Consider the following 22,744-nt stretch of genomic DNA (forward strand, 5'->3'; position numbering starts at 1 on the left):
TAATAGTAATTTTACATGAACCACCTTGAAAAATAAAATAATCACCTTCACTAATTTAGGGATATCAACAAATTTGTACAAATAGTGTCATCAGAAAATGTTATTGAAGGAAAGGAGTGAGACGATGTTTACAACAATATTACTGTTAACTTCAATTTTTTTAATGTTGTATTTAACGGAGAAGAGGCGTTTTTTCAATGTAGTAATATTAGGTTTTTTAGGGTTGTGTATTTTGATTACAATAATTAGTCATTATCCTCTATTGCTTCCAAATGAGCAGGGCATTATGTCACAGATGGGAATAATTGTTACACTTGGGGGCTTCCCAAGTATAATGTTTATTCTATCGATAGTAACGTTTTTTAATAGTAAGGTTTTACTTGAAAAAGAAGGACGTAAAGCTCATAATTTATTGTTAGCAGTATTTGGCTTGAGCTTTTTTATCATGATGATTTGGTATGTATTTGTTATTTTTGCTAATATCGAACATGAAATTTGGCATATTCTATTCTTCTATGCATTTTTGATTTTTGGTTATACAATGTTTTTATACACGAGTGTAATGGCCTATGCTACACTATACCATTTTACACCTATCTTTTATGAACCTAACTATATTATTGCACTGGGATCGGGGTTAATTGGAAATAGAGTACCACCACTTTTAGCTAGCCGTTTAGACGAAGCAGTGAAACAATATAAAAAATATGGTGATCGACCTTACATTATCGTCTCAGGTGGCCAGGGAAACGATGAAAAAGTATCAGAAGCCTATGCGATGAAAACATATATAGTCGATGTACATCAAATACCAGCTCATAAAGTATTAATGGAAGATCAATCGACAAATACTGAACAAAACATGGTATTCTCTAAGATTATCATGGATAAACATGCTCGAGGGAAAACCTATCGCTCCATATTTGTAACGAATAATTTTCATGTGTTTCGTGCAAGTATTTATGCCAAAAAAGCAAAACTAGATGCACAAGGTATTGGTTCAAAGACAGCCTTCTACTATGTACCAAATGCCTTTACTCGAGAATTTATTGGATTATTAGAAATGTATAAGTGGATGCATATAACTGTCTTTTTATTTATTACATTGTTCATTGGATTAATACTGAGAGCATATGTGTAACCAATTTTGAACTGTCTTCCATATAATAGTGGTAAGGCAGTTTTTTAACTTCTTTCAGCAAGTGTTTTGGTAGCGTTAGCTACAAATATTTTTTGTACCGAAAGCGTAGCGACAGGTACAGAAGTCTCCCACCTTTAAAGATGGTGAGATGAATGCGGTTTAAGTTACTTTTAAGCAACATCGTGTTGGCCTAAAGCCTCTGCGGATGTCACGGATTTTCAAAGGAGGCCTGCACGAGGGCCGACACGATGTCGGTCATTTCGGTAAAGCCACAGGACGTGGCGTTTTTACCGATGTAGGTCAGTTAACCGTTGTCACAGGAAGTGACGGTTTTAGGTTAACTTCCTACAAATAGCACAATTCAAAAATCCGGACGCAATTACGCCAAGGCGAAATTGATTAATAGTGTGCAAGGGGGGAAACTAATGTACGGGCAATTTTTAGCAAAACAAAATAAAGAGCGAATTGAATCCCTACAAAATCTTACGCAAACTCAAGGTACATGGTTTGCACAAAACATCAAATTACTAACATTGGAAGAAGTACAATTAACAACCTTACACAAAATCTTTTATCAAGTTGTACGGGGACTTCTTAAAAAAAATCAACAAAGACATTTGCAAATTGTTCAACCAGAGCAGACTCAATCAGTACAGGAAAATGTTTTAACGCTTTTAGCTGAATACGATGATTTACTGCGTGAAGCGATTTCACTCCCTATCTATATTTTAATTTGGCAAATTTCTTCATTAGAGAAGTTAGCCAATTGTGCTGAGGTTGTTGATGATGTTCTTGATGTTTTGGAATGGTATTTTATTCATCAAGATGAGCTGATTGAGACGTTTGACGAAGAAGATCTAGATCATGAGGTAATCATTGATTTGTACAAAGATGCGATAGAAGAACAGGATGCCAATGCTCAATTTGAACTCGGAGAATATTATATTGCAAATGACGGTACACCTTTCTTGCCTAAAAAATCAATAAAATGGTTTGAGTTAGCGGCCTCAAGGGGCAATGCTGATGCACAATATGCACTTGGTAATTTTTATTTTGAGGGAATAGTTGTTCAAGAAAATTATAACCGAGCTTTTACATTGTATGAGGCTGCGGCAGAACAGGGACATCCAGATGCAGCGAATAACTTAGCTGATATGTACTTTAACGGTGAGGGTGTACCAGAAAATATGGTACTTGCGAAGAAGTGGTTCGACTTTGCCGCAAAACAAGGTGTAGCAGAGGCAATGTTTACACTTGGAATTATATATGAGCAAGGATTAGGCGTGGACATTGATGGGGAGCAGGCATTTATCTGCTATAAAAAATCTGCTGAAGCAGGCTATGTTGAGGCCCAATATAGACTAGGAGGAATTTATTCAGAGGGGCGTTTAGAGCAACCGAGAGATGTAAATCGTGGACTATATTGGTATGAAAAAGCTGCTGAACAATATCATGTGGATGCTTTTTATGATTTAGGGTTTATTTGGAGCCAAGGATTAACTGGTATTCGCAATATTGAAAAAGGCATTCATTGGTTTAAACAGGCCGCACTTCAAGGGGATTCAGAAGCTAAATTACAATTGGGACATATATATAATAAAGGGGAAGGAATAGTTAGGAATATTAAAGAGGCTATAAAATGGTATGGACTTGCGGCGGATGCAGGGATTGAGGAGGCAGCTATTTTACTCCATGAATTAAAAGGTGTGTAAATTTTTTTAAAAATTAGTGGGTGTTTAGATTCAATTATTCCAGTCTTCCTCTTAGGTCTTAGGTTTTAGGTAATGGATTTTGATGTGAGAAAATACCTAGTGTTAATAAGTTGTAAAAATATTAATATAATGAAGGTGTAATTACAACAAGCTAAAAGGAAGAAAAAAATGAGCAAAAAACACAAAAAATGATGTGAATTAGCTACCCAAAAGTATTGTGGTAGCTTTTTTCCTGTATCGAACAATCAGCTTAAAGAAGGGACTTTTAGCACAAAATATGTAAAAAAATGTATATCAATAAATTGACAGCTATTTATAAAATGTATAAGGTATATGAGGTAATTTTGAAAGAGAAGATTAGTACAATGGCTAATTACATTGTTATTTCGTTATATTATTTTTTTGTAATATTATCAAAAAAGAAGGCATATTTTGTAAAGGGAATTAGGTTTTTCTAAAAGTACACGTCATGAAAGAGGGAAAATGGTGATTTTTCAAAAACAAAGAAAGACAACGGCGTTGGATTTACACCAATACAGTGTAAAAATGGATGTGCCTAATCGCCAGTCAATGATAAAGCAAATAGAGATGCTAAATTTGACAAAGCGGGATTTACAATATTTAAAAGCTTTCCAGCCATTTGTTGTGGATCAAATTGACAACATTGTTGACCGGTTTTACACAATGGTTGAGACCGAAGATGATTTGGTGGCTATTATTAATAGCCATAGTTCTGTCGAAAAACTGAAAATCACATTACGTCGTCATATTATTGAAATGTTTAATGGTACAATTGATGAAGAATTTTATCAGAGACGAACTATTATTGCAAAGGTACATGTACACATCGGCCTAAGTACTCAGTGGTATATTTGTGCTTTCCAAGAGTTATCGATCTCATTTATTGACTTAGTGGAGAGGCATATAGCTCACCCAGAGGATCAGTTCAATACAATTCGAGCCATTTCTAAAATTTCAAATTTCGAGCAACAGTTAGTTTTAGAAGCATTTGAAAATACAGTTGAACAGCTCAAGGAAAATATGGAACGAAAAAAAGAAGCGATAGAGAACAAAATCGTAGAGTCTTCAGAAGGTCTTGCCACAATTTCTCAGGAAACGAATAGCTCATTTCATCGCTTAAGTAAGCAATCAGAGGAAATTAAACAATTAGCCAAAAAATCCCTTCAGGTATCGACGGTTGCCGAGAGTCAGGCGTTAGAAGGTCGTGAGCGATTAAAGAGTCAATCACAAAATATGGGTAATATTATTTTGTCGCTTAATGATATAACAGAAAATATGGGACAGTTGAGCGAAATGTCAAAGGAAATGGAATCGATTATGAGTGTTGTCACGAATATTGCCAACCAAACAAACTTGTTAGCGTTAAATGCAGCTATAGAAGCGGCTCGTGCTGGAGAAGCGGGCAAAGGCTTTAGTGTTGTTGCAGATGAAGTTCGTAAATTATCGATTCAAACAAAAGAATCAGTTACCTCTGTAGCGATGTTATTACAAAAAACGAATGAGCGAACAGATAAACTTGCTTGCTCGATTAGTAATATTAAAGAAGAGGTCACATCTGGCGAGGAAAATATGGCGCAGACGGAAGGACAATTTACCAAAATATTAGACTCTATGACAGAAGCTAAAGGTCAAAATGATTGTATGGAAAAAGAAATACTAGCGATAGCAGAAATTCTCAAAGAGTTAGGTCTTGCCTTTGATGAAGTAACAAATTCTGCTGAAAAATTGGCTAATGTTGCACAAAATTTAAATTAAATAACAGTAAAAATTCAAGTCATGCATTAATGGCAGCATCACGCATTCAAGCACAAAAAACACTATATTAACTATTAATATGTGGATAGAATTAGAATAGATGGGTGAGTGTTCGTATTAGTTAACATAAAGCCTCTAAGGGAAATCAAGCATTTTGAAGATGATCGTGTTGCATAATACAATTTGTAGGAAATCACGTAAATACATTAATTGTTGATTTTCTATAATCGAGATCATATTTGGTTATAAAAATGGAGCTATCCAAATTGTTGGATGGCTCCATTTTTGCTAAATTTGTAAAGGGTTTAGCGTAATTTTCAATAAAAAAAGTTTATACTGAAGAAAGAGAAATAAAAAATAGGGGCGGTATAATATGAAAACAGTTGTTGTATTAGGTGGCGGAATTACAGGATTGTGTACAATGCATTATTTACAACGTCAGGTTCGGGAGAAGAAATTAAATGTAAAGCTTGTGCTTATCGAAAAAAATACATACTTAGGTGGCAAGCTACATTCGGCATACGAGCAAGGTTTCGTCCTAGAGACAGGAGCAGATTCTATTGTAGCCCGTCATAAAGGTGTAATGGAGTTAGTTGAGGAACTTAATTTTGAACAAAATCTTGTTTACAACGAAACTGGTATTTCGTATATTTACACAAATAATGAGTTGCATGCTATCCCGTCAGACTCTACGTTCGGTATTCCAATGAGCTTACAATCTCTAGAGCAAAGCACACTTGTTTCACAAGAGGGGAAAAAAGCAGCATTAAAAGATTTAACAATGCCTAATGAAGGCTTTACAAAGGAAAGTTCAATTGGCGAATTTTTAACCTATTATTTAGGTGAGGAGCTTGTTCAAAACCAAATCGCACCAGTACTTGCAGGGGTATATTCGGGGGATTTAAGTCAGCTTTCGATTGCTTCCACTTTACCGTATTTAATCGATTACAAAAATGATTATGGCAGTATTATTAAAGGTTTTGATGCAAACCGTGAGCAATTTGTGAAAGCTGCTAATAAGAAATTTATTTCCTTTAAAAATGGTTTATCGTCGTTAATTGAACGACTTGAAGAAACATTGACGGATGTAGACATTATTAAAGGAGTCGCTACAACGAATGTTAAAAAACAGGACAATCAATACATTGTTACATTAGCAAACGGTATGGTGATTGAGGCAAATCATGTTGTGATGGCACTTCCTAATGAAGCTGTACAAAGCTTATTACAGGATGATTTATTGAGTCGCTATTTTGAACAGTTCAATACAGCATCTGCCATTACGATCTATTTAGGATTTGATGTACCTGATAGTAGATTGCCAGTAGATGGAACTGGCTTTATAGTGTCACATAATTCTGATGTTACGTGTAATGCGGCGACGTGGACAAGCCGCAAGTGGAAGCATACATCTGCAGAAGGAAAATTGCTTGTGCGACTTTTTTATAAGAGCATTAACCCAGCGTACGAAGAATTACGTATGATGACAGATGAAGAGTTAGCAGCAGTTGCCCTTGAAGACGTTAGAAAAAGCTTGGGGATTGAAGAAAAACCAAGTGCTGTCAATGTGACAAAATGGATCGATCAAATGCCTAAATATGACCTGGCTCATCGTGAGGCATTACAAGGTTTATTGCACGAGCTAGAGAAAAACTATCCAAATCTATCAATAGCGGGATGCTCTTATTTTGGAGTAGGCATCGGAGCTTGTATTCAAAATGGTAAAAAAATTGGTGAGGAACTAGCAGAAAAACTATCATAATTGTTTGATCTAAATCAAAATCTGATATTTTTCGTATAAAATATCCTTTGTTAAGTGAAATAGTCTTGACTCAATCGTTCGTAAACGATATGATTCTTTTAATTATTTAAAAAATTCATACTAAATTCTTATCAAGAGAAGCTGAGGGACTGGCCCTGTGAAGCTTCAGCAACCAACTTTTTGTCAGGTGCTAAATCCAGAAGACCATTGTGTCGAAGATGAGAAGGAAAAACAATTACGTAACGTAAAAGCCTTCTTTTTTTGTGAAAGAAGGCTTTTTTATATTTTAGAAATAAGGGAAGAGAGGCTAGTTTTATGGGATTGCTTGAAAAGTTGAAAACGCATGTTCTTACAGCAGATGGTGCAATTGGTACGGTATTATACGGCTACGGCTTGGAGTACTGTCATGAGGAAATGAATGTTCAGAGACCTGAATTAATTGAAAAGATTCATAGAGAATATATTGCTGCTGGTGCCGACATTATTCAAACGAACACTTATGGAGCTAATGCCATAAAATTAGCTCGCTATGGATTGGAATCACGTGTGCAACAATTTAATGAAGCGGCTATGACAATTGCAAAGCGAGCAGCCGCAGATGGCGGACAATTTGTCTTGGGTACTATTGGGGGAATCCGTGGTATTCGAAAGAGTGACGCAACATTAGAAGAAATTTTAGCAGCTGCTGAAGAACAAGCAAGTGTTTTACTTGCAGGGAATCCGGACGGACTTTTACTTGAAACATATTATGATTTTGAAGAGCTGACAGCAACAATATCGATGCTACGCGCTAAAACGACATTACCGATCATTGCTCAAGTTTCTATGCACGAGCCAGGAATTTTGCAAAATGGCATGAGTTTAAATAATGCTTTACATGAACTTGAAGCGCTAGGAGCTGATGTCGTAGGTGTTAATTGTCGTTTAGGTCCACACCATACGATTCAAGCATTTGAAGGTGTAGAGCTTCCTGAAAAGGCATTTATGTCAGCCTATCCGAATGCATCTCTTCTTGATTTGGAAGATGGTCGCGTTGTTTATGAGTCAGAAGCGGATTATTTTGGCCGAGCAGCAATAGCACTTCGTAATCAAGGGGTACGTTTAATTGGTGGTTGCTGTGGTACGACACCAAAGCATATTGCCGCAGTGAAAAAGTACTTAGAGGAGCTATCTCCAGTAGAAGAAAAATATGCGAAGCCAGAAAAGATAGAAGTTGTTCGTGAGGCAGAGCCACCAAATTACGAGCCACTACATGTAAAAGTAAAACGTGAACGCTCAGTTATAGTGGAGCTAGATACACCAAGACATTTAGAAATTGAAGGTTTTATTGAAGGTGCAAAAAAATTATATGAAGCAGGCGCAGATGTAGTCATGATGGCAGATAATTCGCTTGCATCGCCAAGAATCAGTAATGTTGCTATGGGGGCACTATTGAAAGAAACACATGCAGTTCGCCCGTTAACACATATTACATGTCGAGATCGCAATTTAATTGGTCTTCAATCACATTTAATGGGATTAAATGCACTGGGAATTCATGATATTTTAGCTGTTACTGGAGATCCAACGAAGGTAGGAGACTTCCCAGGAGCGACTAGCGTTTATGACGTGTCTTCAATGGAGCTAATCCAATTAATAAAACAGTTAAATGAAGGTGTATCGTTTTCAGGGAAACCACTTCGTAAAAAAGCGAATTTCTCTGTAGCCGCTGCATTTAATCCGAATGTACGTGTATTAGATCGTGCTGTGTCTCGATTAGAAAAGAAAATTGAGCATGGGGCAGACTATTTTATTTCACAGCCTGTCTATACAAAGGAAAAAATCGTGGAGATTTACGAGGCAACTAAGCATTTAGAAGCACCGATTTATATAGGCATTATGCCAGTAACGAGCTATAAAAGCGCGGAATTCTTACATCATGAAGTACCAGGAATTAAACTATCTGATGATGCGTTAGCGCGTATGAGCGCTTGTGGTGATGATAAGGAGCGCGCAACACAAGAAGGAATTGCAATTGCAAAGGAACTAGTAGAGGTAGCAGCGGAATATTTCAATGGTATTTACCTCATTACGCCGTTTTTACGCTATGACATGACACTAGAGTTAATGAAATTTATTGAGCAATTGGATGAACAGAAAAAAGGGGTAAGTATAAATGGCTAAGCATTTGATAGAAGAGCAACTAGAGAAACGAATTTTAATTCTTGATGGCGCAATGGGAACGATGCTACAAAATGAAAATTTATCGCCAGAGGATTTTGGTGGTGATGAATATGATGGCTGTAATGAAAATCTTGTGCTAACTAGACCAGATGTGCTTGAAAAAGTTCATAGAAAATATTTAGAGGCTGGAGCAGATATTATTTGTACAAATACATTTGGGGGTACTCCCCTTGTATTAAATGAATATGATCTAGGTGCAAAGGCAGAGGAGATAAATAAGCGTGCAGTAGAAATTGCACGTAAAGCAGTGAATGAGTTTTCAACATCCGATTGGCCACGTTTTGTAGCAGGCGCAATGGGACCGACTACAAAAACCTTATCGGTGACTGGCGGAATTTCATTTGATGAGTTAGAGGAAAACTTTTATGTTCAGGCAAAGGCCTTAATCGAGGCCGGATCAGATGTTTTGTTGTTAGAAACTAGTCAGGATATGTTGAATGTTAAGGCAGGTACTCTGGGAGTATCTCGTGCCTTTGAGGCAACGGGAAAAGAGCTTCCTGTGATGATATCAGGAACAATTGAACCGATGGGTACTACACTTGCTGGCCAAACAATAGATGCTTTTTACATTTCCATTGAGCATATTAAGCCATTGTCAGTTGGTTTAAACTGTGCGACTGGCCCAGAGTTTATGACCGATCATATTCGGTCATTAGCGGAGCTTTCAACAGGCTATATTAGCTGTTATCCGAATGCAGGCTTACCTGACGAGGAAGGGTGTTACCATGAGTCACCTGAATCGCTATCACAAAAGCTAAAAGGCTTTGCAGAAAAGGGTTGGCTGAATATAGTAGGAGGTTGTTGTGGAACAACGCCAGCACATATTGCAGCAATTCGAGAGGTGCTAAAAGACGAAAAACCACGTCAATTACCGGAAGCGACACATGGACATGTTGTATCTGGTATCGAGCCATTAGTGTATGAAGATTCTATGCGCCCGTTATTTATTGGAGAGCGTACAAATGTAATTGGCTCTCGTAAGTTTAAAAATTTAATTATAGATGGGAAGTTTGAGGAAGCAGCAGAAATTGCACGTGCCCAGGTGAAAAATGGAGCACATGTTATTGATATTTGTTTAGCAAATCCTGATCGTGATGAATTAGCTGATATGCGTGGCTTTATGCAGGAGGTAGTAAAAAAAGTAAAAGTACCTCTTGTCATTGACTCTACAGATGAAAAAGTAATTGAAGAAGCACTCAAATTTTCTCAAGGAAAAGCCATCATTAACTCTATTAACTTGGAAGATGGTGAAGAACGTTTTGACGCAGTGTTACCGTTAGTGAAAAAATATGGTGCCTCTTTAGTCGTTGGCACAATCGATGAGCAAGGTATGGCGGTTGATCGACACCGCAAGCTAGAGATTGCTGAACGTTCATATAAATTACTAACAGAAAAATGGGGTCTTGCACCTGAAGATATAATCTTTGACCCATTAATGTTCCCAGTAGGTACGGGTGATGAGCAATATATTGGTTCAGCTCTTGAAACAATTGAAGGAATTCGTCTCATTAAAGAAAAGATGCCTCGTACATTAACGGTGCTCGGTGTAAGTAATATTTCATTTGGATTACCTCCTGTAGGTCGTGAAGTATTGAATGCTGTATATCTATATCACTGTACACAGGCTGGCTTAGATTATGCCATTGTTAATACAGAAAAGCTTGAACGCTATGCATCCATTCCTGAAGCGGAAATTAAACTAGCAAATGATTTACTGTTTAATACGAATGATGAAACATTAGCAGTATTCACAGATTTTTACCGTGATAAAAAGAAGGAAAAGACAGAGGCAGACATCCCAAAAACAGTTGAAGGTCGCTTAGCTTACTATATTTTAGAGGGCACAAAAGAAGGGCTTATCGAAGATTTAGATGCAGCACGAGAAATATTCGAAACACCGCTTGATATTATTAATGGACCATTGATGGATGGCATGGCTGAAGTTGGCCGTTTATTTAATGATAATCAACTTATCGTTGCGGAGGTATTACAATCAGCAGGGGTTATGAAAGCAGCAGTTGCACATTTAGAGCAATTTATGGAGAAAAATGAAGAGAGCGCTGGCAAAGGGAAAATGGTGCTTGCCACTGTAAAAGGCGATGTGCATGATATCGGAAAAAATTTAGTGGATATTATTTTAAGTAATAATGGCTATAAGGTTGTTGATCTTGGTATTAAAGTGACACCTGCCCAGCTAATCGAAGCGATTCGAAAGGAAAAGCCAGATTTCATCGGGCTTTCAGGATTACTTGTAAAATCTGCACAGCAAATGGTAATTACAGCGCAGGATTTCAAGGAAGCAGGAATCGACGTGCCGATTTTAGTAGGAGGTGCGGCATTATCTAGACGATTTACTGAAACAAAAATTGCCGGCGAATATGATGGACCAGTCATTTATTCAAAGGATGCGATGCAAGGATTAGAGCAGGTAAACCGATTAATGGGAACAAATACACGTGTCGAATTTTTAGCAGAGATTGAAGAATCTCGCCAAAAACGCTTAGAGGCAGATGAAAAACGAGCTGCCCGACCTGCAAAAGAACTAACAGTAAAGCCTGCACGCACGGTAAAGGATTCTTCTGTGTTTTTACCAGCTGATTTACGTCGCCATGTAAAAAAAGAATATGCTGTATCACATTTATATCCATATGTGAATATGCGTACATTACTTGGCCATCATCTAGGATTAAAGGGACAAGTACAGCAATTGCTTGAAGCGGGAGATGCACGAGCAACAGAATTAAAAGAATTAGTAGATGATTATTTGCAAAGTGATCTTCTAAAACCATCAGGTATGTATCAATTTTTCCCTGCCCAAGCAGATGGTGATGATGTGGTCGTTTATGATTCAACTGATAGTAAAACAGAAATTGAACGCTTTACCTTCCCGCGCCAGCAGGTTGAACCGTTTTTATGTCTCTCCGATTTCCTAAAAACAGTAGAGAGCGGTGAAATGGATTATATCGCGCTAATGGTTGTGACAGCAGGACAAGGTGTCATGGCAAAGGCTCGCCAGCTAAAAGAGGAAGGGAAATTCCTTGAAAGCCATGCATTACAATCTACAGCCCTTGAACTTGCAGAAGGCTTTGCGGAGCGCATGCACCAAGAAATTCGTGACCAGTGGGGCTTCCCAGATACGACAGATTTTACAATGCGTGATCGTTTCGCAGCAAAATATCAAGGACAGCGCTTCTCATTTGGCTATCCCGCATGTCCAAACTTAGAGGATCAAGAGAAATTGTTTGGCCTCTTAAAGCCAGAGGACATTGGTGTTCATTTAACTGAAGGCTTTATGATGGAACCAGAAGCTTCTGTATCAGCGATTGTCTTTGCACATCCGGATGCTCGTTATTTTAATGTGTAAAGTTAAAAAAGTGGTATAACATTTAGTAATCAATAAAAATAAATTTGATAGTTTTTGTAGTATAAAGGATTTAGCACTCTGTTTGACACTTCTAAGAATTGCTGCAGTAATATGTGTCGGCAATCGCTTCGGGAAGCTTGCACAGAGTGCTAATTCTGATATCTTGATAGAGCTCTAAAGGCTATTCTTTATGAAGGACGTGAGCATGATGATTCGATTAATGGAAGAAAAAGATTTACCTGAGGTTTTAGACATCTACAACGACATTATTTTAACGAGCAAAGCCGTATATCGATACGAAACGCAATCGTTAGAGGAAAAAAAACAATGGTTCAAAGAGCAGCAGGCATCTAACAATCCCCTGCTTGTCTTTGACGAAAATGGCGCAGTAGTAGGCTTTGCAACATATAGTCAGTTCCGTCCATATCCCGGCTATAAATACACAATGGAGCACTCCGTGTATGTGCATAGGGATCATTATCAAAAGGGGATTGCTACAAAACTAATGCTTGAGCTTATTCGAATTGCACAAGAGCATGGTATAAAGACGCTCATAGCAGGTATTGATGGTGAAAACATTGGAAGCATTAAAGCACATGAAAAGCTAGGCTTTGAATATGCAGGGACCATTAAAAATGCAGGCTATAAATTTGAACAGTGGCTAGATCTTGTATTTTATCAACTACAATTAACTGGGCAAACATTATAAAAAACTATCGTGTCAATGAAACCTATTAAATAAAATATGACTTCTGCAAAAGGAGGGGTTGATTTCCGTTCCGACTGGGTGCTTTGCCGCTGACGCTTCGCTCTGTGCAACAGCGACAAAGCAGTAACCTGGAACGGAAATCAGCTCATTTGAAGTTCTGAATATTCACAAATATTTCTTAGCCATTTTGTTTTCAACACTGTGAAAAAGGATATGACATTTGTCATATCCTTTTTATGATGTTTGCTTCTGTTGCTAGTTTACACTCATGTATTATGATGAGGTCATAAGAAAAAGGAAACGAGGGAGTAAAACGATGGCAACAACAGATAAAGAAAAAACAAAAAAACTTCGTCAAGATGTAGCGCCATTTGCGAAATCGGATACAGCTAAAAGTATCTTTCAAATGGTAAATACGATTGTACCGTTAATCGCTCTTTGGGTAGCTGGATATATGTTAGTAGATGTTTCACCATGGTTAACAGCTGGGTTAAGTGTAATTTCTGCCGGATTTGTCGTACGAACTTTTATTATTTTCCATGATTGTACACACGGTTCATTTTTCAAAAGTAAAAAAGCTAACGACTGGGTAGGTCTATTTACTGGGGTGCTAACATCATTCCCATATGAAAAATGGAAACGTGAGCATACAATACACCATGCAACAAGCTCGAACTTAGACAAGCGTGGTATTGGTGATATCGATATGATGACAGTAGAAGAGTATTTACAAGCATCTAAAGGACAACGTTTATGGTATCGCTTTTACCGTAATCCGTTCGTAATGTTTGGCTTAGGTCCACTATTTATGGTGTTAATATTAAATCGTTTTAATCGTAAGGATGCTAAACAAAAGGAACGCTTTAATACTCATTTAACAAATTTAATCATCGGTGGAATTTGTGTAGCCTTAATTTACTTTATGGGATGGCAAGCATTTTTATTAGTGCAGGGCGTAACATTGTTTATTGCTGGTTCACTAGGCATTTGGTTATTTTATATCCAACATACGTATGAAGATTCTTACTTTGAGCATGACTCAGAATGGGATTATGTAAAGGCTGCTGTTGAAGGAAGCTCATATTATAAATTACCAAAGCTATTACAATGGGCTACAGGTAATATTGGCTTCCACCATGTACATCATTTAGCTCCTCGTGTACCGAACTATAATCTTGAAAAGGCGCATGATGAAATACCGCCATTACACAATGCGACGACTATTACATTACGTACAAGCTTAGAATCATTACGATACAAGTTATATGATGAAGAGCAAGGTAAGTTTGTAAGTTTTAAAGATATTCCGGAAATAATTAAGCGAAAAGCAAGAGGCAGTTTAGCTGCTTAGTAGAATTTTCCAGCCATCTCTTCTAGGGGATGGCTGTTTTACGTAGAAGTATCAGCTATGTAATATTGTACGACAGCGACGGGTAAAAACCATGTGCGGGCATAAAATTAATTTTCTTGTTATAATAAGGGAAAAGTAGGAAAGAGCGTGAGATTACGTTGAGGAAATGGCCCAGTATTATTCCGAATAGTCCAATGCTCAGTGTATATTTATGGATTATTTTCTGTTTCCTACCGTTTTTCTTTATTTTTAGGAAATCATCCTATTTAGAAATTTCAATAGGGATTACATTTTTAATGCTCTATTTTATTTTCTATCGGTTTTCCATGAATTCGAAGAACGGTCTTGTTTATATGTGGATTAGCTTTGAGATGGCCATTAATATCGTTATGACAATATTATATGGCTATGTGTATTTATCAATTTTCACCGCTTTCTTTATCGGAAATATTCGTAGACCTGTTGGCTTCTATATTATGTATGGACTACATATTGGCTTTACGGTTATTTCGACAGGTGTTGGCTTCTTTGTGGAGCTTCACTTATTTTTATCACAACTACCATTCGTTGTTTTAACAATCCTAGCGGTTGTGCTTCTCCCACTAACGATTTATTCAAAAAATAAACGTGAAAATTTAGAGGGCCAGCTTGAGACTGCTAATGAACGAATAGCTGAGTTAATTGTTTTTGAGGAACGACAACGTATTGCTCGTGACTTACATGATACTCTTGGTCAAAAGTTATCGATGATAGGTTTAAAAAGTGACTTAGCTTCAAGATTAATTGAACGTGATCCACAGCAGGCTTTAGTAGAGATTAAGGATATTCGGCAAACGGCGAGTATCGCATTAAAAGAGGTTCGTGAATTAGTGTCAGATATGCGAACAACTAAATTTGAAGATGAGCTTATGCGTATTTCTCAAATACTAAAGGCGGCTGAAATGGAATTAGTATTTGATGGCGATAAAGATACATTGCAGGTTCCGCCCCTTGTAGAAAATGTTCTTTCCATGTGCTTAAAAGAGGCGGTCAATAATGTTGTGAAGCATAGTGGTGCTACAAAATGTGAAATTGCCTTCCATCAAAATTTTAAAGAAGTATATTTAGTAGTACGCGATAATGGTCAAGGCATCACGAAAAAGCAAGCATGGAAAACGGGGAACGGATTAAAGGGAATGCGTGAACGCTTAGAGTTTATAAACGGTTCCTTTAAAATCGAAAGTGAAGAGGGCACTACATTAACAGTGTCGATTCCAGTGGCGATTACGCATCAAAAGGTCAAAGAAAATCTAAAGAACATATAGAAAAGAGGCTTGTGACATGATACGAATTGTAATTGCTGAAGATCAGGGTATGCTATTAGGCGCACTTCGTTCTTTACTTAGTATGGAAGATGATATGGAAGTGGTTGGCTTAGCAAAAAATGGTGAGGAAGCATTGGCACTTGTAGAAGAGCATCGGCCTGATATTTGTATTATGGATATAGAAATGCCAGTGAAAACTGGACTAGATGCTGCAGAGGAACTACATAGCTCTGGTTCTAATTGTAAAGTGATTATCCTAACGACATTTGCAAGGCCAGGTTATTTTGAGCGTGCAAGAAAGGCCAGTGTCCGAGGTTACCTGCTGAAGGATAGCCCGATCGAGGAACTGGTTAGTGGCATTCGTATAATAATGGACGGAAAAAGAATTTACGCGCCTGAACTCGTTGATTTTGTCTACGAGGACGATAGCGAAAACCCTTTAACGGATCGCGAAAGTCAGGTGCTTACGCTTGTTGCAGAAGGTAAAACAACAAAAGAAATTGCTGCAGAGCTATTTTTATCAGCAGGCACTGTCCGTAATTATATTTCAACTATATTAGAAAAATTAAATGTTGGGAATCGTATAGAAGCTATTGCGCGCTTTAAGGAAAAAGGGTGGAATAAATAGCAAAAGCAATAGAGAAAGGCAGAAACATTGTTAAATCAACGTTTCTGCCTTTTCAATTTTATAAAAAATTTTCCTCAAAAGCGACTATTGGGATAGCCCCTTTCAAAGCTTATTTTTTACGTTTTGTTAAACGTCCTAGAACGAATGCACCTGCTGCTACAGCAAGTACTGTATTCGTTTTTTTCGTAAATACTTGTTTCGTAACAAGATTAAGGTTTTGCGGGCGCTCCGCTAAACGGCGCATAAAGTAGCCGTACCAATCTTCACCAAATGGTACATAAACACAGAAGTTATAGCCTTCTTTAGCAAGCTCTTTTTGCATGTCTGTACGGAAGCCGTAAAGCATTTGGAACTCAAATTTTTCGAGTGGAATATTATTATCAGCTACAAAACGTTTTACATGTGCAATAACATTATGGTCATGTGTTGCGATAGATGTAAATTTACCGTGTAGTAAATGGTATTCGATTAGTTCAATGAAGTTTAAATCGATATCTAATTTATCCTGGAAAGCAACTTCTACAGGCTCCTTATAAGCACCTTTTACGATACGTAGACGATAATCTTTGAATTTTTCGATATCATCTTTAGCACGGTAAAAGTATGATTGAATAACAGTGCCGACATTATTAAATGTTTTTGATAGTTCTTCAACCATATCGAAGGATGTTTGTAAACGACCGTAGTCTTCCATGTCAAAGTTGACAAATATATCATATGACGCTGCTTTTTCTACAATTTCATACAAGTTATCATAGCAAAAATCAACGTCAATATCTAAACCTAACTGGGATGGCTTTAATGAAATATGTGCATCAACGCCATTTTCATGAATAGCTTCAATTACTTCAAGGATTTGTTCTTTAGCTTTTGTTGCTTCTTCTTCAGTTGAAACAAATTCCCCTAAATTATCTACTGTGCAAGAGATTTTATGTGCGTTTAGCTCTTTGATGCTCGCAATCGTTTCTTCAATGTTTGTACCAGCTACTACACTTTGTGCGCCTAATTTTAGGCCGTATTTTTTTGCAGCATTATTTAATAGTTGGTTTTCAGATAAATGGATGAAAAAATCGCGTAATAACATGGTCATTCTCCTCACTGCATTTTTCTTTTTAGTATAACATAAGTTATGGAAGATATAGTGATTTCACCATAACAATTATTTCATTTCAAGTAATTGCATACGCTCGTTAAAAAGTGCAGGATAGCTTAAAAAACCTATCATTATGCTCGATAATGTCGCGGTTGTGAGTAGGGCGAAAATGATTAATAGCTGAAATTGTACCGCCTGAATAGGGTCTGCACCGCCAATTATTTGACCACTCATCATGCCTGGTAATTGAACGAGGCCAATGGTTTTTTGACTCTCAATTGTAGGAATCATACTTGCTTTTATCGCACTAATTAGCTGTCGATGAATGGCCTGCTTTGGTGTGCCTCCGAGCGATAAAATTAACTCCATTTCGTTTTGATGACTTATAATTTCTGCTGTAAAACGATTTAAAAATAGTATTGATAAAACCATTGAATTACCAATCAGCATACCGCTAATTGGAATAATATATTGAGCAGTTGCTGGAACAATGTTAAAGCCGAGCAACACCCCTTGCGTAACGATTTCTACCACGATAAGAGTTAAGGCAATTTTCCACGTAATGCCTGTAATACCCTTTCCTTTTTTGCGGGCGTTTAACGTTGCAGTTACTATCATTAATGCAACCATGAGGAAAATATAAATATAGCTTTGGGCATCAAAGACAAATTTTAAAATATAGCCTACTGCAAGCAGTTGAATGATAGAGCGTATTGTTGCAATGATTGTATCTTTTTCAAGTCCGAGCTTTAAAGTTTTTGATAGCAACAGAGGGATTACAACAAATATCAACGTAATAGATAGTGCTGTATATGTCATTCATTCACCCCCTGTAGAAATTCTGCGACACGTGGATTTGTAGGAGCTTTAAGTAAGGAACTTTTCCCTGTTTCAATAAGCTCCCCATCCATCATGACCCATGTAAAGTGTCCGATTGTTAGTGCCTGCTGCAAATTATGTGTAATCCAAATCATTGTGACATTGTATTTTTTATTAATTGTAGCAATGAGTGTTTCAATGTCCTGTACGGATTGACGATCCAGTGCAGATGTAATTTCATCTAATAACAAAATGGAGGACTTATTAATAAGCGTCCTTGCAATCGAAACTTTTTGTCGTTGCCCACCTGATAATTCATTTGTAGAGCGTTGTAAAAAGCTTTGATCGAGTCCGACATCTTGTAAATATTGAATAGCTTCTTGCTCTGTAAGCTTTTTTTCTTGTAACGAACGAGGAAGTGCGAGATTTTCAAAGACAGTCCCTGTAATCATAGGTGCTGCTTGAAGAGCAATCCCCACATGTCTTCTTAAAGTAGTCGGCTCGTATGTAGAAATAGGTTGATTATCAATCAATATTTGACCGTTTGTTGGGGATAATAGTCCATTGCACAATTTAAGTAGGGTTGTTTTGCCAGCACCCGATGGACCGACCAAAGTGGTAATTTTCCCCTTAGGGAATGACCCAGTAATCGATTTTAAGATTGCCTTGCCATTGGCTGAAAAGCTGACCTGTTGAAGGTGAATAGCAGGTTCGTATAACATATCCATATAGTTGAAACTCCTTTATACTAATAGGTACAATAACAGTATCATGAAATGAAAAAGGGCTACAGCTATTTTGCATTGTATAGACTGTAGTGATAATTATGGAATGTAAGGGGAACAGGGGAATGGATGTATTATATGTAGATACACTAACATATGCACAAGGCAATATGTATATCATTGCGTCGGATGAAGGTCTCGTATATATCGGAACACCAAATGCACCATTTGATGAGGTTGAAGTGTGGGCAAAAAAGCCATTTCAGGGCTACCGCTTTGAAGAGAATAAAGTAAAGTTACAGCCTTATGTTAAGCAATTAACGGCTTATTTTAATAAAGAACTTACAGAATTTGATTTGCCAATACATGTAAAGGGGACACCGTTTCAACTAGCTATATGGGATGCGTTGAAGGAGCTACCATATGGTACAATTGCTTCTTATTCAGATATCGCACACCGCATCGGTAATCCAAAAGCGGTGAGAGCTGTAGGTAGTGCAATCGGTGCCAATCCGATACTAGCGATTATTCCATGTCATCGTGTGATTGGAAAAAATGGTAAACTAACAGGTTTTCGTAGTGGATTGGCTATGAAAGAATTTTTACTTGAACTAGAAAGAGTGTAAAAAGAAGAATCTGTCTAACCTAGGGACCTCGTCCTTAAAGGTTAGGCAAATTCTTGTTTGCGAAGAAAGTTCAATGTGCGCTAGATATGTTCTTCTTGGACATTATTATTTGCTTTGCCGAAATGGGTTAAACGATGTGCAAATGTTTCTCCTCGTACAGCGGAGCCTTTGAAGATATCCTGAAATTCATAAGCCGGAGTACCATGTTCGATAATATCTAGGCCAGCGACTTCTTCTTCAGCGGAAACACGTAATGGCACAAATGCTTTGATAATAAATAAACCAACTGTTACTGAAACGCTAACCCAGGCGATAGTTGCAATTACTCCAATTGCTTGCACACCTAGTAGGCCAAGTCCTCCACCATAAAGTAATCCTTGACCACCAATATCAAACAAGCCAACTGCAAGAGTACCCCAAACACCACAGATACCATGTACAGCAATTGCACCAACAGGATCATCGACTTTTAATTTCCATTCAATGAAGCGGACGCCTTCAACCAATAATGGAGCTGCAATCATACCGATAATTAATGAACCGATTATACTAACATTAGCTGCACCAGCTGTAATACCTACGAGACCTGCTAAGGCGCCGTTTAAAGAAAGTGAGCCATCGATATGTCCATATCGAAACTTCGTATAAAAGGCAGTGGTCACAACTCCAGCTGCAGCTGCGAAAAATGTATTTGCAATAACACTAGGCACAATTTTAGGATCTGCCGCTAATGTAGACGCACCGTTGAAGCCGAACCAACCAAACCAAAGTAAAAATACTCCTAGAGCTCCCAATGGTATACTATGACCTGTGATAACGTTGACACGACCGTTTTCATATTTACCGAGACGAGGACCGATCATTACTGCTGCCACAAATGCTGCAACAGCACCAGTTAAGTGAACAACCGTAGAACCAGCGAAGTCAACGAAGCCAAGATCTGATAACCAACCTTGACCACTCCAAACCCAATGACCTACAACAGGATAAACAAGTAATGACATTAAAATAATAACGCCAACATAAGCAAAAATATTAGTACGTTCTGCCACTGCTCCAGATAAAATTGTTGCACCAGTTGCGGCAAACATCGTCTGAAAAATAAAGAAGGAAAGATTATCTACACCTGTTAAAGCAAAGCCAGTTGTACCGAAGAAACCGCCAGCTGTATCACCAAACATGATAGCGTAACCACATAGAAAATAGACAATACCGCCCAATGAAATTGTTAAGAAGTTTTTCATAATAATATTGACGGCATTTTTTGAACGCGTGAAACCAGCCTCAACCATCGCAAATCCTGCATGCATAAAGAATACTAAAATGGTACCAAGCATCACCCAAACTAAATTTAGAGATAATGTTATTTCATCCATATATACCGCCCCCTTATTCTACTGCAATCGATCCGACTTCTTTTGTGCGGATACGAATTGCTTGTTCTACTGGATAAATAAAGATTTTACCGTCTCCAACCTTGCCTGTTACTGCATCACGTAATAAAACTTCCACAATAGGATCTACTTTGTCGTCATCAATAATCATTTCTAACTTTAACTTTGTTAAAAATTCAATTTCATAGGTGTTTCCACGAAATAGCCCAGTCCGGCCTAATTGGCGGCCACAGCCTGCAATTTCAGAAACACTTAAACCAGCAATCCCTTCCTGTGCAAGTCCGTCCCTAACAGCGCCGAAAACTTCGGGGCGAATGATTGCTTCAATTTTTTTCATCGATATCAGCTCCTTGTGTAAATTTAAATTACATATTAAAGGGGATTGGAAAACATCGCAATTGTTTTTTTGAAATTAATGTTATATTTCATAACATTAAATATTTCGTATTTCATAATAATTGTTGGAAAGGTTTTTATAAGGGGAATGAAAGCGGTTATAAAAAATGTGTCGGAATTGTGTACAGTTCTAAATTTTCTGATTATTCATGTGAGGAAATCTGACATTAAAAACAGCGGAACGTAAAACGCAAGAATTTGGATATATAGTGTATACTAGGACTAATTATCAAAGTGGAAGAAGGGGTTTTTGTGAGATCAAACTATCAAGATGATAGCCTAGCGCTACACACCGACTTATACCAAATCAATATGGCAGAGTCGTATTGGGCTGATGGCATACATAATAGAAAAGCAGTTTTCGAATTATATTTTAGAAAATTACCTTTTGGCAATGGTTATGCCGTTTTTGCGGGATTAGAAAGAATGCTTGAGTATTTACGTGATTTTCGTTTCAGTGATTCTGATATTGCGTATTTACGAGAAGAGGTTGGGTATAAAGAGGATTTTATCGAGTATTTGAAAAATATTCGGTTTACGGGGGATATGTATTCTATGGTGGAAGGAGAAATTGTTTTTGCTAATGAACCAATTGTCCGTATTGAAGCACCATTAGTGGAGGCACAGCTCATAGAAACAGCATTGCTAAACATTGTGAACTATCAAACCTTAATTGCCACAAAGGCTAGCCGTATTAAACAAATTATCAAAAATGAAGTGGCGATGGAATTTGGAACGCGACGTGCTCAAGAGATGGATGCAGCAATTTGGGGAACACGTGCAGCATTTATTGGCGGGTTTGCTTCAACTAGTAATGTTCGTGCAGGAAAACTTTTTAATATACCGGTTTCAGGCACTCATGCACATGCACTTGTACAAGCCTATAAAAATGATTACGATGCCTTCCACTCCTATGCAAAACGTCATCGTGATTGCGTGTTTCTTGTGGATACTTACAATACGTTAAAATCAGGAGTGCCAACAGCCATTAAAGTAGCTAAAGAGCTTGGTGACAAAATTAATTTCATTGGAATTCGTTTAGATAGCGGCGATATAGCGTTCTTATCAAAAGAAGCCCGTCGCATGCTAGATGAAGCAGGTTTCCCTAATGCTAAAATAATCGTATCCAATGATTTAGATGAATACACAATTTTAAACTTAAAGGCTCAGGGAGCGAAAGTTGACGTATGGGGAATTGGTACAAAGCTTATTACAGCATACGATCAACCTGCTTTAGGCGCTGTTTATAAAATGGTTTCTATCGAAAATAACGAAGGTCGATTGGAAGATACAATTAAAATTTCTGCGAATGCTGAAAAGGTGTCGACGCCAGGCCTTAAAAATGTATATCGTATTATTGATAGAAAGAACGGTAAGGCAGAGGGAGATTACATTACGATGCAAAATGAAGATCCCCAATCAGAAGAGCGAATTAAAATGTTCCACCCTGTTCATACATTCGTATCAAAATTTGTAACGAACTTTGAAGCAAAGAATTTACATCAGCATGTAATTAAAAATGGTGAAATCAACTATGAAAATCCTACATTGGAAGAAATGCGTGACTATGCAGCTGCCAATTTAGAATTGTTATGGGATGAATATAAACGTGCCATGAATCCTGAGGAATACCCTGTCGATTTAAGCCAAAAATGCTGGGATAATAAAATGCGTAATATTGAAGAAGTGCGTGACATGGTCAATCAATTGTAAAACGTAAG

General features: G+C 37.5%; 17 protein-coding genes and 1 riboswitch. Of the genes, 12 read left to right on the forward strand and 5 right to left on the reverse strand.

Going from position 1 to position 22,744, the window contains the following annotated elements:
* Positions 1 to 124 precede the first annotated feature (124 nt).
* The 10 genes from ACIQXF_RS12880 (at position 125) to ACIQXF_RS12925 (ending at position 15,970) form a co-directional block, all read left to right on the forward strand.
* Complete coding sequence (locus ACIQXF_RS12880; RefSeq protein WP_402783447.1) at positions 125 to 1,141, forward strand: YdcF family protein; 1,017 nt, start codon at positions 125 to 127, stop codon at positions 1,139 to 1,141.
* Between the two features lie 425 nt (positions 1,142 to 1,566).
* Complete coding sequence (locus ACIQXF_RS12885; RefSeq protein ID WP_402783449.1) at positions 1,567 to 2,853, forward strand: SEL1-like repeat protein; 1,287 nt, start codon at positions 1,567 to 1,569, stop codon at positions 2,851 to 2,853.
* A 483-nt stretch (positions 2,854 to 3,336) separates the two neighbouring features.
* Positions 3,337 to 4,629: a protoglobin domain-containing protein gene (locus ACIQXF_RS12890; protein ID WP_402783451.1), complete on the forward strand. Its 1,293-nt coding sequence runs from the start codon at positions 3,337 to 3,339 to the stop codon at positions 4,627 to 4,629.
* Positions 4,630 to 5,002: 373 nt separating this feature from the next.
* Positions 5,003 to 6,391 (forward strand): protoporphyrinogen oxidase, encoded by a 1,389-nt coding sequence (gene hemG, locus ACIQXF_RS12895; RefSeq protein ID WP_402783453.1) that lies wholly within the window; start codon positions 5,003 to 5,005, stop codon positions 6,389 to 6,391.
* 125 nt (positions 6,392 to 6,516) lie between these two features.
* Positions 6,517 to 6,616: riboswitch (SAM riboswitch) on the forward strand.
* Positions 6,617 to 6,706: 90 nt separating this feature from the next.
* Positions 6,707 to 8,554 (forward strand): bifunctional homocysteine S-methyltransferase/methylenetetrahydrofolate reductase, encoded by a 1,848-nt coding sequence (locus ACIQXF_RS12900; protein WP_402783455.1) that lies wholly within the window; start codon positions 6,707 to 6,709, stop codon positions 8,552 to 8,554.
* Positions 8,547 to 11,978: a methionine synthase gene (gene metH / locus ACIQXF_RS12905; protein ID WP_402783457.1), complete on the forward strand. Its 3,432-nt coding sequence runs from the start codon at positions 8,547 to 8,549 to the stop codon at positions 11,976 to 11,978. The genes ACIQXF_RS12900 and metH overlap by 8 nt, the downstream gene beginning before the upstream one ends.
* 208 nt (positions 11,979 to 12,186) lie before the next feature.
* Positions 12,187 to 12,687 (forward strand): GNAT family N-acetyltransferase, encoded by a 501-nt coding sequence (locus tag ACIQXF_RS12910; protein WP_402783516.1) that lies wholly within the window; start codon positions 12,187 to 12,189, stop codon positions 12,685 to 12,687.
* Positions 12,688 to 13,003: 316 nt separating this feature from the next.
* A complete protein-coding gene (gene desA / locus ACIQXF_RS12915) occupies positions 13,004 to 14,038 on the forward strand; it encodes a Delta(5) desaturase DesA (RefSeq protein WP_402783459.1) in 1,035 nt (344 codons plus the stop codon).
* A 158-nt stretch (positions 14,039 to 14,196) separates the two neighbouring features.
* Positions 14,197 to 15,342 carry a sensor histidine kinase gene (locus ACIQXF_RS12920; protein WP_483869730.1) on the forward strand — a complete coding sequence of 382 codons (1,146 nt, stop codon included), beginning with the start codon at positions 14,197 to 14,199 and terminating at the stop codon, positions 15,340 to 15,342.
* A gap of 16 nt (positions 15,343 to 15,358) precedes the next feature.
* Positions 15,359 to 15,970 (forward strand): response regulator, encoded by a 612-nt coding sequence (locus tag ACIQXF_RS12925; protein ID WP_402783461.1) that lies wholly within the window; start codon positions 15,359 to 15,361, stop codon positions 15,968 to 15,970.
* A gap of 109 nt (positions 15,971 to 16,079) precedes the next feature.
* Here the strand turns inward: ACIQXF_RS12925 and ACIQXF_RS12930 are convergent, their stop codons facing one another.
* The 3 genes from ACIQXF_RS12930 to ACIQXF_RS12940 form a co-directional block, all read right to left on the reverse strand.
* Positions 16,080 to 17,054, reverse strand: coding sequence for a proline dehydrogenase family protein (locus ACIQXF_RS12930; RefSeq protein WP_402783463.1), 975 nt, complete (start codon positions 17,052 to 17,054; stop codon positions 16,080 to 16,082).
* Positions 17,055 to 17,129: 75 nt separating this feature from the next.
* On the reverse strand, positions 17,130 to 17,882 hold the full coding sequence (locus ACIQXF_RS12935) for an ABC transporter permease (RefSeq protein ID WP_402783465.1): 753 nt from the start codon (positions 17,880 to 17,882) through the stop codon (positions 17,130 to 17,132).
* On the reverse strand, positions 17,879 to 18,610 hold the full coding sequence (locus ACIQXF_RS12940) for an ABC transporter ATP-binding protein (protein ID WP_402783467.1): 732 nt from the start codon (positions 18,608 to 18,610) through the stop codon (positions 17,879 to 17,881). The genes ACIQXF_RS12935 and ACIQXF_RS12940 overlap by 4 nt, the downstream gene beginning before the upstream one ends.
* A gap of 122 nt (positions 18,611 to 18,732) precedes the next feature.
* Between ACIQXF_RS12940 and ACIQXF_RS12945 the strand changes: the two genes are divergently transcribed.
* Positions 18,733 to 19,233 carry a methylated-DNA--[protein]-cysteine S-methyltransferase gene (locus tag ACIQXF_RS12945; RefSeq protein WP_402783469.1) on the forward strand — a complete coding sequence of 167 codons (501 nt, stop codon included), beginning with the start codon at positions 18,733 to 18,735 and terminating at the stop codon, positions 19,231 to 19,233.
* Between the two features lie 80 nt (positions 19,234 to 19,313).
* On the opposite strand, the gene ACIQXF_RS12950 is transcribed toward ACIQXF_RS12945, so the two are convergent.
* Together ACIQXF_RS12950 and ACIQXF_RS12955 are read right to left on the reverse strand one after the other, a co-directional pair.
* Positions 19,314 to 20,609: an ammonium transporter gene (locus tag ACIQXF_RS12950; RefSeq protein WP_402783471.1), complete on the reverse strand. Its 1,296-nt coding sequence runs from the start codon at positions 20,607 to 20,609 to the stop codon at positions 19,314 to 19,316.
* A 13-nt stretch (positions 20,610 to 20,622) separates the two neighbouring features.
* Positions 20,623 to 20,964 carry a P-II family nitrogen regulator gene (locus ACIQXF_RS12955; RefSeq protein ID WP_402783473.1) on the reverse strand — a complete coding sequence of 114 codons (342 nt, stop codon included), beginning with the start codon at positions 20,962 to 20,964 and terminating at the stop codon, positions 20,623 to 20,625.
* A 311-nt stretch (positions 20,965 to 21,275) separates the two neighbouring features.
* Between ACIQXF_RS12955 and ACIQXF_RS12960 the strand changes: the two genes are divergently transcribed.
* Complete coding sequence (locus tag ACIQXF_RS12960; RefSeq protein WP_402783475.1) at positions 21,276 to 22,736, forward strand: nicotinate phosphoribosyltransferase; 1,461 nt, start codon at positions 21,276 to 21,278, stop codon at positions 22,734 to 22,736.
* Positions 22,737 to 22,744 lie beyond the last annotated feature (8 nt).

The organism is Lysinibacillus sp. NPDC097231, assembly GCF_044761885.1.
Lineage (GTDB): Bacteria > Bacillota > Bacilli > Bacillales_A > Planococcaceae > Lysinibacillus.

Excerpts from the sequence above, each read along its gene's own strand:
- ACIQXF_RS12880 (WP_402783447.1), top strand. The coding sequence starts at position 125 with ATGTTTACAACAATATTACTGTTAACTTCAATTTTTTTAATGTTGTAT.
- ACIQXF_RS12885 (WP_402783449.1), top strand. The coding sequence starts at position 1,567 with ATGTACGGGCAATTTTTAGCAAAACAAAATAAAGAGCGAATTGAATCC.
- ACIQXF_RS12890 (WP_402783451.1), top strand. The coding sequence starts at position 3,337 with ATGGTGATTTTTCAAAAACAAAGAAAGACAACGGCGTTGGATTTACAC.
- hemG (WP_402783453.1), top strand. The coding sequence starts at position 5,003 with ATGAAAACAGTTGTTGTATTAGGTGGCGGAATTACAGGATTGTGTACA.
- ACIQXF_RS12900 (WP_402783455.1), top strand. The coding sequence starts at position 6,707 with ATGGGATTGCTTGAAAAGTTGAAAACGCATGTTCTTACAGCAGATGGT.
- metH (WP_402783457.1), top strand. The coding sequence starts at position 8,547 with ATGGCTAAGCATTTGATAGAAGAGCAACTAGAGAAACGAATTTTAATT.
- ACIQXF_RS12910 (WP_402783516.1), top strand. The coding sequence starts at position 12,187 with ATGATTCGATTAATGGAAGAAAAAGATTTACCTGAGGTTTTAGACATC.
- desA (WP_402783459.1), top strand. The coding sequence starts at position 13,004 with ATGGCAACAACAGATAAAGAAAAAACAAAAAAACTTCGTCAAGATGTA.
- ACIQXF_RS12925 (WP_402783461.1), top strand. The coding sequence starts at position 15,359 with ATGATACGAATTGTAATTGCTGAAGATCAGGGTATGCTATTAGGCGCA.
- ACIQXF_RS12930 (WP_402783463.1), bottom strand. The coding sequence starts at position 17,054 with ATGTTATTACGCGATTTTTTCATCCATTTATCTGAAAACCAACTATTA.
- ACIQXF_RS12935 (WP_402783465.1), bottom strand. The coding sequence starts at position 17,882 with ATGACATATACAGCACTATCTATTACGTTGATATTTGTTGTAATCCCT.
- ACIQXF_RS12940 (WP_402783467.1), bottom strand. The coding sequence starts at position 18,610 with ATGGATATGTTATACGAACCTGCTATTCACCTTCAACAGGTCAGCTTT.
- ACIQXF_RS12945 (WP_402783469.1), top strand. The coding sequence starts at position 18,733 with ATGGATGTATTATATGTAGATACACTAACATATGCACAAGGCAATATG.
- ACIQXF_RS12950 (WP_402783471.1), bottom strand. The coding sequence starts at position 20,609 with ATGGATGAAATAACATTATCTCTAAATTTAGTTTGGGTGATGCTTGGT.
- ACIQXF_RS12955 (WP_402783473.1), bottom strand. The coding sequence starts at position 20,964 with ATGAAAAAAATTGAAGCAATCATTCGCCCCGAAGTTTTCGGCGCTGTT.